The organism is Clostridium sp. MCC328 (assembly GCF_018785465.1).
Classification (GTDB): Bacteria; Bacillota; Clostridia; order Lachnospirales; family Lachnospiraceae; genus Pilosibacter; species Pilosibacter fragilis.
This window is the reverse complement of record NZ_WQPW01000037.1, coordinates 19,392-33,963: the sequence shown is the minus strand read 5'-3', so window position 1 is coordinate 33,963 and position 14,572 is coordinate 19,392. Positions and strand designations below refer to the sequence as shown.

9 protein-coding genes and 1 other annotated feature are annotated in these 14,572 nt (G+C 48.6%); of the genes, 1 reads left to right on the top strand and 8 read right to left on the bottom strand.

Annotation, left to right across the window (positions count from 1 at the left end):
• Nucleotides 1-5: 5 nt before the first annotated feature.
• The 7 genes from GPK83_RS06795 to leuS form a co-directional block, all read right to left on the bottom strand.
• Complete coding sequence (locus GPK83_RS06795; protein ID WP_015554649.1) at nucleotides 6-902, bottom strand: ABC transporter permease; 897 nt, start codon at nucleotides 900-902, stop codon at nucleotides 6-8.
• 12 nt (nucleotides 903-914) lie between these two features.
• Complete coding sequence (gene nikB / locus GPK83_RS06790; protein WP_015554650.1) at nucleotides 915-1,847, bottom strand: nickel ABC transporter permease; 933 nt, start codon at nucleotides 1,845-1,847, stop codon at nucleotides 915-917.
• Between the two features lie 202 nt (nucleotides 1,848-2,049).
• Nucleotides 2,050-3,642 (bottom strand): ABC transporter substrate-binding protein, encoded by a 1,593-nt coding sequence (locus tag GPK83_RS06785; RefSeq protein WP_117469698.1) that lies wholly within the window; start codon nucleotides 3,640-3,642, stop codon nucleotides 2,050-2,052.
• A gap of 267 nt (nucleotides 3,643-3,909) precedes the next feature.
• Complete coding sequence (locus GPK83_RS06780) at nucleotides 3,910-4,797, bottom strand: MurR/RpiR family transcriptional regulator (RefSeq protein ID WP_181968015.1); 888 nt, start codon at nucleotides 4,795-4,797, stop codon at nucleotides 3,910-3,912.
• A gap of 287 nt (nucleotides 4,798-5,084) precedes the next feature.
• A complete protein-coding gene (locus GPK83_RS06775; RefSeq protein WP_117513418.1) occupies nucleotides 5,085-6,680 on the bottom strand; it encodes an ABC transporter substrate-binding protein in 1,596 nt (531 codons plus the stop codon).
• A 428-nt stretch (nucleotides 6,681-7,108) separates the two neighbouring features.
• Nucleotides 7,109-8,704: an ABC transporter substrate-binding protein gene (locus GPK83_RS06770; RefSeq protein WP_215704343.1), complete on the bottom strand. Its 1,596-nt coding sequence runs from the start codon at nucleotides 8,702-8,704 to the stop codon at nucleotides 7,109-7,111.
• 399 nt (nucleotides 8,705-9,103) lie between these two features.
• Complete coding sequence (gene leuS / locus GPK83_RS06765) at nucleotides 9,104-11,515, bottom strand: leucine--tRNA ligase (protein ID WP_215704342.1); 2,412 nt, start codon at nucleotides 11,513-11,515, stop codon at nucleotides 9,104-9,106.
• 176 nt (nucleotides 11,516-11,691) lie between these two features.
• Nucleotides 11,692-11,965, bottom strand: a binding site (T-box leader).
• A gap of 225 nt (nucleotides 11,966-12,190) precedes the next feature.
• Between leuS and GPK83_RS06760 the strand changes: the two genes are divergently transcribed.
• Nucleotides 12,191-12,949, top strand: coding sequence for a sulfite exporter TauE/SafE family protein (locus tag GPK83_RS06760; RefSeq protein ID WP_015554655.1), 759 nt, complete (start codon nucleotides 12,191-12,193; stop codon nucleotides 12,947-12,949).
• 182 nt (nucleotides 12,950-13,131) lie between these two features.
• On the opposite strand, the gene GPK83_RS06755 is transcribed toward GPK83_RS06760, so the two are convergent.
• A complete protein-coding gene (locus tag GPK83_RS06755) occupies nucleotides 13,132-14,151 on the bottom strand; it encodes a glycosyltransferase family 2 protein (RefSeq protein WP_117513412.1) in 1,020 nt (339 codons plus the stop codon).
• Between the last annotated feature and the right edge of the window lie 421 nt (nucleotides 14,152-14,572).

Genomic DNA, 14,572 nt, shown 5'->3' with positions numbered 1-14,572 from the left:
CCTCCCTACTTCTTCAGTTTCGGGTCTAACGCATCACGAAGACCATCGCCTAACAGGTTCAGGGAAAGGATCGTAATGATGATCGCAATACCCGGGAATACGGTCAGGTGCGGAGCGTTTCTTAAGTAAGCACGTCCGCCGGAAAGCATTGCGCCCCACTCCGGTGTCGGAGCCTTTACGCCGAGGCCCAGGAAGCTTAAACCGGATGTGGAAAGGATCGCGGATGCAACCTTTAAAGATACCTGAACGATGATCGGTGCCATACAGTTCGGGAGAATATGGGAGGAAATGATCTCGAAGTTGTTTGCTCCGATACATTTCGCCGCCTCTACAAATTCCTGATCCTTTACGGTAAGGACGGAAGCCCGGACGATTCGCGCGTAGCCAGGCACGGAAGAGATCGCGATGGCAAGCATTAAGTTGAAGATGCTCGGTCCAAGTGCGGATACAATCGTGATGGAAAGAAGAAGGCTCGGCACTGCAAGGAAGATATCCATGATACGCATGATCACGTTATCGATCTTTCCGCCGTAGAAGCCTGCGATCGCTCCTAAGGATCCGCCGATCAGAAGTGCGATGGATACGGCTACAACGCCGACGCTTAAGGATACTCTTGATCCGTGAACGAGACGTGCCAGAATATCACGTCCGAACTCATCTGTTCCGAGCCAGTGAGCCGCGCTCGGGGTCTGGAGACGGATAGCTGTGTTCTGTTTGATAACAACGGTATTGTAATCGAACAGGAAATCCGCAAAGATAGAGATCAGTACGAGGAGAGCGACGATTCCAAGACCGATCATTGCCATTTTATTCTTTTTTAAGCGGCGCCAGATCTCTTTAAACTGACCGCGCTTCTTTACAGCCGCGCCGGATGCCGCTTCCTGATTCTTTGATGTTCCCATACGCTTTCCTCCTTATTTTTTCTTATACTGCGCTTTGATACGCGGATCAATGAAAGCGTAGAGAATGTCCACGCAAAGGTTTACGATACTGAAGGTAATGGTCATCATGATAACGCCGCCGAGGACTAACGGGGCATCTTTACTCTTGATGGAGTCTACCAGGAGACGGCCAACGCCAGGCCATGCAAATACGGTCTCGGTAAGAGTCGCGCCGCCAAGAAGGGAACCGAACTGAAGGCCGATAACGGTAACGACCGGGATCAGTGCATTCTTTAATGCGTGTTTCCGGATCACCATTTTCTCCGGCACACCCTTCGCTCTCGCGGTACGGATATAATCCTGACGGATGACCTCAAGCATGGAGGAACGCGTCATACGGCAGATCAGCGCTGCGTCGCCGGTACCAAGGGTGATCGCCGGCATAATGTAGTTCTTCCAGGATCCCATACCGCCGGATGGAAGCCATCCAAGGTTTAAGGAGAATACGATAATGAGCATCAGGCCCAGCCAGAAGTTTGGCGTCGCGACACCCAATAGGGCGGCGACCATACCCACATTATCGATCATACTGTACTGCCTCGTGGCACTGATGATACCGATCGGAAGCGCGATGGCTACTGCCACCAGGATTGACCAGAACGCAAGCTTTGCTGTATTCGGGAATGCAGCCATGATCGTCGGGAAAACATCACGTTTTGTCTTGTAGGATTTACCCATATCGCCGTGAAGAAGGTTCAACATATATTTTCCGTACTGAACGATAACCGGCTGGTCAAGTCCGAGGTCTTTTCTTGTCGCTTCGATCGTCTCTGCGTCTGCCGACTCACCTGCGATCATCGCTGCTGTATCACCTGGCGAAAGGCTTAAGATGAAATAAACCATGAATGTCACGCCGATCAATACCGGGATCAGCATCGCAAGTCTCTTTAACACATATTTGCTCATGCACACCATCCAATCTACCGCATCCCGCGGCTGTTTTTTTGTGTTTCCGAAACCCGTCTATCGGGCCGAAGTTCCGGATCCTTGTCTCAGGGTTTCTGGAATGTTTTCCGGGCTTTCACCGGATTCTGGAAATAGGTACGGATCCCTTTCGTGATCCGTACCCTGTCTTTGCATGGACTCTGTCCTTTTTGGGGATCAGATATTATTTTTCGTAATGGCAGTTGCCAAGGTAATGCTGTGCGCCTTTGTGAAGCTTGAAGCCCTTTAAGTCTGCGCGGACACCGACGTTATCGTATTTGTAGTATAACGGGCACCACGGGGAGATCTCGTGGAGACGATCCTGAAGCTCCTTGTAGAGTCCCATACGCTTGGTATCATCGCTTTCCTCCTGAGCGGCGATAATGAGTTCGTCGACCTTCTCATCTGTTAAGAATGCACGGTTGCCGGTTGCACCATGGTTCTCAGAGTAGAATAACTGGTAGGTGCTTCCGTCTGCGTCAAAGCTTGTGTTGGACCATCCGAGGATGAACATCTCGTGATCACCTGCATTTAAGGAATCAAGCAATGCGCCCCACTCATAGGTAGAAATATCAACGGTGATTCCAACTTCAGCGAGCTGTGCCTGAACGATCTGCGCGGAACGTGTACGAACGTCACCGTTTACATAGAGACTGCACTCAAATCCATTCGGATAACCTGCTTCCGCAAGGAGCTCTTTTGCCTTTTCCGGATCGTACGGATAAGCTTCCTCCTCTTCAGACCAGCCCGGGATCGTGGAGTTGATATAGCTGTTTGCCACAGTACCGCGTCCCTCAATGATCGTATCAACGAAGGTCTGTTTATCCAGCGCGTAGTTGACTGCCTGACGGACTCTCTCGTCGGAGAACTTCTCTTTTGTCGTATTCATTCCGAGATACTCAATGGAAGAAGACGGCTGGGAAAGAAGCGCTACGTCGGAGTTTGCTTCCACATTCGCACAGTCTGTCGGGTCAACGTTCCATACAAGATCGACTTCTCCTGCCTCAAGAGCGATCGTTCTTGCACTTCCCTCCGGGATTACGCGGACAGTAATGGAAGTTGCGATCGGTTCTGTACCCCAGTATTTTTCGTTTTTTGTGAGGGTGTAGTGATCGTTCGGAACCCACTCCGTAACCGTGAACTCACCGGATCCGAGTACATTCTCCACATCGCCGTAAGCATCGCCTGCTGCTGTGACAGCTGCCTCAGAAACGATACTTAAGTTTGTCTGGGTAACGATTGTCTTGAACGCTGCGTATGGCTGTGTGAGTTTGAAGGTTACGTGGTAATCATCGTCAGCGATAACCTCTGCGATCTTTGAAGTATTGGACTTTGTCTTCGGCATATCCTTCGCACGGTCATACGTAAACTTTACATCCTTCGCTGTTACCGGTGTTCCGTCTGAGAAGCATGCATCCTCACGGAGCTTGAAGGTATACTCTGTATCACTCTTCATCTCATAGCTCTCAGCCAGATCAGGAACAAGGTTACCGTCATCGTCGATATCCATCAGTGTGCTGTATACGTGATGGATCAGTACTCCGGATGTGGTATCCTGCTGTCCTGCCGGATCCAGTGTGACAACATCTGCGCCCATAGCCACAACGATATCTGTCTTTGTGATCTCGCCGCTTCCGCCGTTATCGGTAGTTGTCTGCGCGCTGCCGCCCGCCGGTGCGTTTGTAGACTGATCAGTGTTTCCACCTCCGCAGGCTGTAAGGATCATAGCTGCTGCCATTGCCATTGCTGTTGTTCTTGCAATACCCCTTCTTTTCATTCACAAATTCCTCCTGTTTTTTTCTACCGCTCCCCACAGCGGTCGCACTTCATAACGGTAACATATGTCAGTATTCACTATACTCGTCATGCAGTACTTAGTTCGTTCTCATGAAGCAATGATAACAGTATTGAACATATTTGTCAATAATTTTCAATTTACAAGGGGTTAATTTAGCAATTTTCACAAATTATTGTGATCTTTTTTGTATTGTATTTACTGTACTCCTATTATACTGATAGGTTGTCCCTTTCGAAGATCCGCTGCCTATAAACCGTCTTTAACGAAGTCGGTGCTGCCGATCGCACTTCTCACTTCCGAGAGGCGCCCACGGCGTTTATTCGTCTCCTCCGGGTTATCCATGGCGGCGAAATATATCAGGGCGTTCGCCACAGACATATATCCCATCACGGAGTTATAAAAGAACAGGTCGTGGTTATTGCAGGTAAAAACGGTCGTTCCGTAGGCCGCGATCGGTGAAGTTCTCTGATCCGTGACGGCGATCTGCGGGATCTTTTTCTTATCGAGATATCTTGCGGTATTCACGATATGTTTCGCGTATCCGGGTACAGAAAAGATGATCGCGCAGTCCTCAGGCGTAGCGTGGGCCAGGTAATTATTGTAGAGAGCCCGGCTCAGATTCGAGAGATCGAGCGCCTCCAGCCCCAATGTCAGGAGTCTTCTCGTCGTGTAGGCACAGATTCCTGTCACCAGCTCGCTTCCCACCACATAGATCTTCCGGGACTGCCTGATGATCGCCACTGCGGAGAGGATATCCTTTAAGGAGACCTGTTCAAAGGTCTTCGCAATCACATTCTTCTCGTTCGCGACGAACTCCTGAAACATCTCCTCCTTGTCGTGATCACCGAACCGGATCCCGCCCACATGGTCCGCGATCCTGTTTAAACCGTCCCCATGGACCAGTCTCGTCTGTAAATGTTCCCGCAGACGATTCTTCATCTCCACGAAGCTCTGGGCCCCAATCTTCTTTGTGAACCTTAATATGGTCACCTCCGTCACACCCAATGTCTCTGAAAGCTCTTTCAGGGAGTAAAAGCAGACTTGATCCGGATATTTGAAGATAAAATCCGCGATCCTTTTCTGAACCGGGCTGAGTTTTTCATAGCTTGCGTTTACTTCTTCGAGAATTCCCATGCTCATCTCCTCCTGTTTTACTATTCAGCCCTATCCCCATTTTATCAGCGAATTCTCTGAATAGTTATAATTCACTATACATCGTACTATACATGATAGTGACATTATAACCGAACATTCCATGCATTTCCAGTATTTTTTGTATAATTTTCAAAGAATGGGTTCTTACACCTCCGGGCATCCCGTGTGGCCGCTTGCGGCGATCTGCGTCTTCGCACGGTTACGTGTCGTTGAAAAGGGGGCAGACACCTTCATGTCTGCCCCCGTCTTTCACATTTTAAATATTATCAATCTTCATAGTGGCAGTTGCCAAGGTAGTGCGTTGCGCCCTTGTGAAGCTTGAATCCCTTTAAGTCTGCGCGGACACCGACATTGTCATTTTTGTAGTATAACGGACACCACGGGGAGATCTCATGGAGATATACCTGAAGCTCTTTGTATAACTCCATACGCTTGGTGTCGTCACTCTCTTTCTGCGCGTTGATGATCAGCTCATCGACTTTATCATCAGTTAAGAATGCACGGTTACCGGTTGCTCCATGGTTTCCGGAATAGAATAACTGGTAAGTACTTCCATCCGCGTCGAAGCTTGAATTCGACCATCCGAGGAGGAACATCTCATGCTCACCTGCATTTAAGGAATCGAGAAGAGCGCCCCACTCATAGGTAGAGATATCAACCGTGATTCCAACCTCTGCAAGCTGGGCCTGAATGATCTGGGCGGAACGGGTACGAACGTCGCCGTTTACATAGATCTTGCATTCGAATCCGTTCGGATAGCCGGCTTCCGCAAGAAGCTCCTTCGCCTTCGCCGGATCATACGGATAAGCTTCCACCTCGTCGGTCCAGCCCGGGATCATCGAGTTGATGTAGCTGTTTGCTACAGTTCCACGACCCTCAATGATCGTATCAACAAATGTCTGTTTATCCAGCGCGTAATTGATCGCCTGTCTGACTCTCACATCCTTGAATTTCTCTTTTGTCGTATTCATACCGAGATATTCGATGGAAGAAGACGTCTGGCTCAACAGCGTCACATCCGGATTTGCCTCGATGTTCGCACAGTCTGTCGCGTCAACGTTCCATACAAGATCGACCTCTCCTGCCTCAAGGGCAATGGCGCGGGCGCTTCCCTCCGGGATCACACGGCAGGTGATCGTTGTAGCGATCGGCATCTCACCCCAGTATTTTTCGTTTCTTGCAAGGGTGTAGTGGTCGTTCGGAACCCACTCGGTAACCGTGAACCCTCCGGATCCGAGAATATTACCAACATCACCGTAGGACTCTCCCGCCGCTGTGACCGCCGCCTCGGAGACGATGCTTAAGTTGCTGTTTGTAATGATCGTCTTAAAAGCTGCATACGGCTGCGTCAGCTTGAAGGTAACATGGTGATCGTCATCCGCGATAACCTCCTCGATCTTGGAGGTATTGGATTTCGTCTTCGGCATATCCTTCGCGCGGTCAAATGTAAACTTTACATCCTTCGCTGTAACCGGCGTGCCATCGGAGAAGCATGCGTCCTGTCTCAGGGTGAAGGTATATTCCGTATCACTCTTCATCTCGTAGCTCTCTGCCAGATCCGGAACAAGGTTGCCATCATCATCGATATCCATCAAGGTACTGTACACATGTTTCATAAGTACAGATGATGTGGTATCCTGCTGTCCTGCCGGATCCAGGGTCACGACGTCAGAGGCCTGGGCAAAGACGATATCTGTCTTTGTGATATTTCCGCCGCCGGAGCTTTCCGCTGTCGCCTGAGTCTCACTGCCGCCTGCCGCCGCGGTCGTTGCCGCTGCATTGTTTCCGCCTCCGCACGCTGTCAGCACCATTGCTGCTCCGACAACGGCTGCCATCGATCTCGCTGCTGTTCTTTTTTTCATTCACATGCCCTCCTTCAAGTTATTTCTGTTTCGTCAGAGTGTTATTGGTAATCCGTGAATGTAAATATTTACTATACCTATATATACACTCTTTTCTGAATTTCATGATTAAAGGATATCATTTTCTAATATTTTTGTCAATAAAGTTTTCCTTTCTGCGCATTTTTTGTTTAATTTGTTTATTTTATTTGGTTTCAGCAATTCTATAGCCATAATCTATTTACAATTTGTTCAAAATTAACAAAGAGGGATTTCTGCTATGTATAGTAAACGCTAACACTTTCCGGTCTTCGTATCTTCAGATGGATCGTTTTATCCTTTATTTTCTCAAAAGGGCGGGATCAAAAAGATCCCGCCCCAAATTTCTCTGAATATTTATATTATCAGAAATTTATTAAACGATTTGAATGCTCCTGATTTCGCTGTATCTATTCTTCGTAATGGCAGTTACCAAGATAATGCTGTGCGCCTGCATGAAGAGTAAATCCCTTTAAGTCTGAGCGCACACCAACGTTATTCTCTTTGTAGTATAACGGACACCACGGAGATTCTTCATGAAGTACAAACTGGAGCTCTTTGTAAAGTTCCATACGTTTTGACTCTTCGCTCTCCCGCTGTGCAGAAAGGATCAGTTCATCAACCTTGTCATTTGAGAAGAATGCGCGGTTTCCGGTTGCACCATGATTTCCAGAATAGAATAACTGATAGGTACTTCCGTCCGGATCAAAGCTCGTGTTGGACCAGCCAAGAAGAAACATTTCGTGTTCGCCTGCATTTAAAGTATCAAGAAGGGCACCCCACTCATATGTGGAAATGTCAACCTTGATTCCTACATCCGCAAGCTGAGCCTGAAGAATCTGTGCAGAACGGGTACGGAGATCGCCATTTACAAAAATCGAGCATTCAAATCCATCCGGATATCCGGCTTCCGCCAACAATTCTTTCGCTTTTTCCGGATCATACGGATAAGCTTCCACTTCATCGGTCCATCCCGGGATTGCTGCATTGATATAGCTGTTTGCTACAAGACCGCGTCCTTCAATGATCGTGTCAACGAAGGTCTGCTTATCAAGGGCGTAGTTGATAGCCTGACGGACTCTCTTATCAGAAAACTTTTCTTTCTGGGTGTTCATTCCCACGTAGTCAATACCTGTTGACGGCTGCGAAAGAAGTTTTACGTCAGGATTTGACTCTACATTTGCGCAGTCTGTCGGATCTACGCTCCAGACAACATCAATCTCTCCTGCTTCAAGAGCGATCGTGCGGGCACTTCCCTCCGGGATCACACGACAGGTAATAGAGGTTGCGATCGGCATCTCCCCCCAATAATTATCGTTTCTTACAAGAGTATAATGATCGTTTGGCACCCACTCTGTTACTTTAAATGGCCCTGATCCGAGAAGATTATCCACATCACCATATGAATCTCCCGCTTCCGTCACGGCTTTCTCTGAAAGGATACTCAGGTTGTGCTGTGTTACGATTGTTTTAAATGCTGCATACGGCTCTGTCAGTTTAATCGTTACCTCATGATCCCCATTTACGGTAACCTCCTCGATCTTTGAGGTATTCGACTTTGTCTTCGGCATTCCCTTCGCGCGATCCAGAGAAAATTTAACATCCTGAGCTGTCACTGGAGTGCCGTCCCAGAAGCAGGCATCCTCGCGGAGTTTAAACACATACTCCGTGTCGCTCTTCATCTCATAGCTTTCTGCCAGATCCGGAACCACCTTTCCTTCATTATCAACGTCTAAAAGCGTACTGTACGCATGTTTCATCAGCACACCCGAAGTCGTATCCTGTTGTCCCGCAGGATCAAGCGTAACAATATCCGACGCCTGACCGACAACGATATCTGTTTTTGTGATCTTCCCGCTTTCTGCACTCTCAGAAGCTGTCTGAGTCTCTCCGCCGGAAGAAGCACCTGTCGTAGGAGCTGTAGTGTTTCCACCTCCACAGGCTGTGAGCACCATTGCTGCCCCCATAAGTGCCGCCATCGACCTCGCTGCTGTTCGTTTTTTCATTCGCATATCCTCCCTCTTATTTTCAGACAGGTATCTCATTTACACTGTCCTTCTCAAAATTTATGAAATAAGAATATCACCATTTGTTACTTATTGTCAATTAAATTCGTTATTTCACGATTGTTTTGGTGATTTTGTATATTTTACTTCCTATTTTTCGACATTATGTACACGTGCAAGGAACATATGTCTTTATTGACTCGTAGAAGCAAAAAAGGCACTGAAAGCCGTTTCTGCTTAAGAAGCGACTTTCAATGCCTCAATTTGCTACAGCAGGTCCCAGTCTCTATCACATGTCTGAACTGCTGCTCTTATTTATCGTAACTGTTCACTGCATTCAAGCTTATGCTTTACTGCAATCAACGCAGCAGATGCGCAGACCTGCTGAATCATTACTTTTTATTTTACAACAAGATTTACGATCTTCTTCGGAACATAGATCTCCTTCACGATGTTTCCGGTGATCTTTCCTTCTACCGCAGCTTTACCTGCAGCGATCGCATCCTCTTTTGCGATGTCAGCCGGAACCATGATGACCGCTTTTACCTTACCGTTTACCTGTACGGCAACCTCGATCTCATCGTCCTTCATCGCTTCCTCATCGCACTCCGGCCAGGTTGCGTGGAATACGCTGTCTGTGCCTCCAAGCTCTCTCCAGAGCTCCTCGCCAAGGTGCGGAGTAAACGGAGCCAGTAAGATCACGAAGGTCTTTAAGGTCTCCTTATCGATTCCGCCCTCTTTCTTCGCAACATCTGTCAGCTTATTGCAGTACTCCATGAATCCGGATACGACCGTATTCAAGCTGAACTGGTTGAAACGTGTCTCGATATCGTAGACAAGTTTGTGGCGGAGTTTCACCATCTCCTTTGTCTCCTTGATATCTTTGTCCTTGCTGTCCATAACAAGGTTGTAGAAACGGTTTAAGAATCTGGATACGCCCTCGATTCCTCTGTCATCCCACTCGGCGTCGAGCTCCGGCGGTCCAACGAAGAGCTCGTACATTCTTAACGCATCACAACCGTAATCTCTTACGAGATCATCCGGGGAAACGACATTTCCTTTGGACTTACTCATCTTGATACCGTTCTTACCGGTGATCATGCCCTGATTGAACAGCTTCTTGAACGGCTCATCAAAGTCAATCACTCCGATATCATATAAGAACTTCGTGTAGAATCTGGAGTACAGGAGGTGAAGAACGGCATGCTCAACACCGCCGATATACATATCTACCGGAAGGTACTTGTCTGCTTTCTCTTTGGATACGAGTTCCTGATCGTTCTTGTTATCGACATAACGTAAGAAGTACCAGGAGGAACCAGCCCACTGAGGCATTGTGTTTGTCTCACGTTTTGCCGGAGCGCCACAGCACGGGCAGGTGGTGTTTACCCAGGAGTCGATCGCCGCAAGCGGGGACTCACCGGTACCGGTCGGCTGATAGCTCTCAACCTCCGGAAGTTTTAACGGAAGTTCATCTTCCGGAACCGGAACATTGCCGCACTTCGGGCAGTGAACGATCGGGATCGGCTCGCCCCAGTAACGCTGACGGGAGAATACCCAGTCACGGAGCTTGTAGTTGACAGTCTTTTTACCGATACCCATCTTCTCGATGATGTGCGGAGCTTCTTTCTTTAATACGGAGGATTCCATGCCGTTCCACTCGCCGGAGTTGATCATGGTTCCCTTCGCGTCTGTGTAAGCTTCTGTCATATTCTCGATCTCTTTGCCATCCTGAGCGATAACCTGGATGATCGGGAGACCGAATTTCTTTGCGAACTCGAAGTCACGGTCATCATGGGCCGGTACGCACATGATGGCACCGGTACCGTAGTCAGCAAGTACATAGTCGGAGAGCCAGATCGGAACCTCTTTGCCGTTTAACGGGTTGATGGCGTAGGAGCCTGTGAATACGCCTGTCTTTTCCTTGCCCTGGAGACGGTCTACGTTGGACTTCATGGAAGCGTCGAAGATGTACTTCTCTACTGCTTCTCTTGTTTCGTCTGTCGCCAGCTCTTTCGCAAGCTTGTGCTCCGGGGAGAGAACCATAAATGTCGCGCCGTGGAGCGTATCCGGTCTTGTCGTGTAGACGGTGATCTTCTCGTCGCGTCCCTTTACCGGGAACTCAACCTCTGCACCGTAGGATTTGCCGATCCAGTCTGTCTGCATCTTTTTAACCTTCTCCGGCCAGTCGAGCTTGTTGAGGTCATCTAAGAGACGGTCTGCGTACGCTGTGATCTTCAACATCCACTGGCGGAGGTTCTTCTTTGTAACCGGTGTACCGCAGCGCTCGCAGCAGCCGTTTACAACTTCCTCGTTCGCAAGGCCTGTCTTACAGGACGGGCACCAGTTGATCGGGAATTCCTTCTCGTATGCAAGACCTTTTTTGAACATCTGTACGAAGATCCACTGGGTCCATTTGTAGAAGGACGGATCTGTCGTGTTTACTTCCATATCCCAGTCATAGAGCGCTGCGATCTGGTTGATCTGGCGTTTGATATTTTTGATATTTGACGCTGTGGAGATTGCCGGATGAACGCCCATCTTGATCGCGTAGTTCTCAGCCGGAAGACCAAACGCGTCCCAGCCCATCGGGTGGATCACATATTTTCCCTTTAATAACTGATAACGGCTCCATACATCGGAGATTACATAACCTCTCCAGTGACCTACATGAAGTCCGCTGCCGGACGGATACGGGAACATATCCAGGCAGTAATATTTTTCTTTCTTTCCATCATTGACATTGATCGGATTCTTTTCCCAGTTCTCACGCCACTTGCTCTCAATGGCGGTGTGGTTGTACTGTGCCATGACGCTTTTCTCCTCCATTTCATATCGTTGAAGGCGGTACAAAAATACGCTCCGCGGATTTCGACCGCCGCCGCTGCATTTACCAGAATCCGGGAACTGCCCGGTCCTGTTCGATTGCCTGACCGCTTTTCCGGCTGTCGGGCAACAAAAAAGTCCCTCTATCTCTATCATAATTTTATAGAGACGTGGGGGACTTAGATTCTCACGCGGTACCACTCTATTTCATACAGGGCTTTCACCCGTATGCACTCATTTTCCGATAACGGCGGAAACCGGCAATGCCTATCTGAGGATATCCGCAGACAGCGTTTCATTTTCCCGCTGCCCTGCCCGCTCTTTCAGCATGCTGCTCCGAGGCGAGTTCGGAAAGCTTCTGGACTCTGCCTCGCACCGCCCGGCAGTTCTCTGTACCCCGTCTTCTCTCTTACTGTTCCTCTTCGACGCATTTTAACTCAATAAATTTACCATAGAATCCCGGTTCTGTCAAGGTGTCATGCACAGCTCGATCCTGCAGTCATGCATGGTTCATATGCATGGTCGATTCTGCAGAAAACCAGTTGACTTTTTGGGGGTTCTTATTTAGTATGGAAGGACAGGTCTCTGCCTGAATTTTATCAGAAAAAGCGGTATTGCGGCATTTTTTCTGCCCGCCGCCAAAATACAAGGGGGATATCCATGGAATACATCCATAATCTGATCTGGCTCTGCCCGCTCCTCTTCATTGCGGGATTTATCGACTCTATCGCCGGAGGAGGCGGCCTGATCGCGCTTCCGGCTTATATGATGTGCGGAATGCCGATCTACTATGTTTACGGCTGCAACAAGTTCCAGTGCGCCTTCGGAAGCACCGTTGCGGCATGGAAATACTTTAAAAACGGCTGTCTCGACCTTAAGATCACGCTGATCAGCGCAGTGACCTCGTTCCTCTGCTCCATGCTCGGAACCAGAATCATCTTTTACCTCAAAGAGGAACAGATCCGCTCGATGTTAATGGTACTGCTTCCACTCACCGCGGTCCTCGTGATCTTTATGAAGAACGCCTGGAACTATACCGATACGAAAAAGCCGCTGATCCTACCGAATGTGCTCCGCGCCCTTTTCATCGGAATGACCATCGGTCTTTACGACAGTCTCTACGGGCCGGGCGGCGGTACGATCGCCATGCTGCTCTTCACGTTTCTTTTAAAATACGATGTCCGCACGGCCTCCGGAAACGCGAAGCTCACGTTGATCGTTTCCAACTACACAGCGCTTCTCTCCTATATCCTTTCCGGAAATGTGTTCTACATGATCGCGATCCCATGTGCCGTAAGCAACGTTCTCGGAAACTATATCGGTGCCGGCTTCGCCATCAAAAACGGCGCGAAGATCATCCGGCCGGTGATGATCTGCGTGGTGACGGTGCTGATCGTGAAAATTGTTCTTGGAAAGTAAACTGATACGAGCGTGCTTATTTTACATAGGCACGCTCGTTTACTATCATCCATTCACCCGTATCCGTTTTCCCGCTATTTCCCTCTTACCAAGCCGGAAACTACCTGCGCTTTCCATCCCAGCTTCCGTCCGGGATCGGGTTGAAATAGTACCATTTTTCATTGATCTCGATCTCCCGGCACTTAGTTAAATCCGAAGAACTTCTGCGCGATCTTATATCCCGCGATGGAGAGGGATCTTCCGCCTTTTCCCGGAAGGTTCATGCCCTGTCCCAAGAAGCCCCAGCGGAGGCGCAGGTAGAGCGCCGGATTGGATTTCTTTAACTCTTCCCACAACGCTTTTTTCTTTTCCATATTCTCCTCACTGCCGGACTTGATCGCAAGGATCGAGCAGATGACCATCATGATCTCCAGATAGCGGACCATATAGTGGCGGAGCTTCCGGTTCTGGATCTTTGTCACATCGTAGTAGCCAAGCATCAGCCTCGTCACACGGATCTGCTGATCGATCCTTCCGATCATGACCTGTTCGTTGACAGACTGGTCCGAGCGGCCGATAAAATAGCGGTAGAAGTTCACATTAAGATAGTACATCGTATGTACATGCGGGAGTGGCTCGTAGACAAAGATATTGTCCACATAGAACGTGTGCTCCGGGAGTTCCAGCTTACAGTCCCTTAAGAGCTCGGTGCGGTAGATCACGGAGTGCATCAGGATATACTGTCCTGCTACGAATACCTTCACATCGTTCCAGCTAAAGAGCTCATCTTTCGGAAGTGCCAGCTTGTAGCTCATGACCTTCTTGTGTCTTGCGCCCTGTTTCTCATAGACAAAGTTTGTGATCAGCATATCGAGGGTATCTTTTCCATAGACGAAGCGGCGCAGGGTGTCAAGCACCTGTCTGTATGCCTGCTCATTGACCCAGTCATCACTGTCCACGACCTTAAAATAGATCCCGGTAGCGGCCTTTAATCCCGCGTTTACCGCAGCGCCATGTCCGCCGTTCTCCTGATGGATCGCTTTGCAGATCCCCGGATATTCTTTCTCGTAGCGGTCAGCGATCTCGGCCGTATTGTCTTTTGTGGAACCGTCGTCCACGATCAGGATCTCCACCTCATTTCCGCCCGGAAGCAGAGACTTGATACAATTTTCCATATACGCCGCTGAATTGTAGCACGGAATTGCTATCGATAACAGCTTCAAAATTGTTTCCTCCTTACGTTCCCCCTGATAGGGAATTTTTCGTTACCGGCTGTGTAGGACACGGACGGCAGCGATTTTCGACTCAGTTGTTCTTATTTTAGCATAAATTATCTGAAAATGCAAAAAATTATTTCTTTCGATTCTCTTTCATCCCCTAAGCTTCTGACCAGCTTCTGCTACCCAGGACCATGCAAAATTTTCTGTGCGGAAAATTCCCGTCTGTGTACAGTAACAAATTTCCATCTAAGTCCCATCACAAAACTTTGAGTTTTTTCTTCCATAATCACTTAAAATATGGTAAAATATCTGAAAATACATAAAAGCAGGCCGCTTTCTACCGATCCGCGGAGAAAACTTATCCGCGGCTCCCACTTAAGCAGATCTGCCCCAACGATATCGGTATGAAATAGAAATGAGGGAT

What these genes read in the sequence shown, in the direction of transcription:
- nikB (WP_015554650.1), bottom strand. Translation starts at nt 1,847, where the DNA reads ATGAGCAAATATGTGTTAAAGAGACTTGCGATGCTGATCCCGGTATTG.
- GPK83_RS06775 (WP_117513418.1), bottom strand. Translation starts at nt 6,680, where the DNA reads ATGAAAAAAAGAACAGCAGCGAGATCGATGGCAGCCGTTGTCGGAGCA.
- leuS (WP_215704342.1), bottom strand. Translation starts at nt 11,515, where the DNA reads ATGGCACAGTACAACCACACCGCCATTGAGAGCAAGTGGCGTGAGAAC.
- GPK83_RS06760 (WP_015554655.1), top strand. Translation starts at nt 12,191, where the DNA reads ATGGAATACATCCATAATCTGATCTGGCTCTGCCCGCTCCTCTTCATT.
- GPK83_RS06785 (WP_117469698.1), bottom strand. Translation starts at nt 3,642, where the DNA reads ATGAAAAGAAGGGGTATTGCAAGAACAACAGCAATGGCAATGGCAGCA.
- GPK83_RS06795 (WP_015554649.1), bottom strand. Translation starts at nt 902, where the DNA reads ATGGGAACATCAAAGAATCAGGAAGCGGCATCCGGCGCGGCTGTAAAG.
- GPK83_RS06770 (WP_215704343.1), bottom strand. Translation starts at nt 8,704, where the DNA reads ATGAAAAAACGAACAGCAGCGAGGTCGATGGCGGCACTTATGGGGGCA.
- GPK83_RS06780 (WP_181968015.1), bottom strand. Translation starts at nt 4,797, where the DNA reads ATGGGAATTCTCGAAGAAGTAAACGCAAGCTATGAAAAACTCAGCCCG.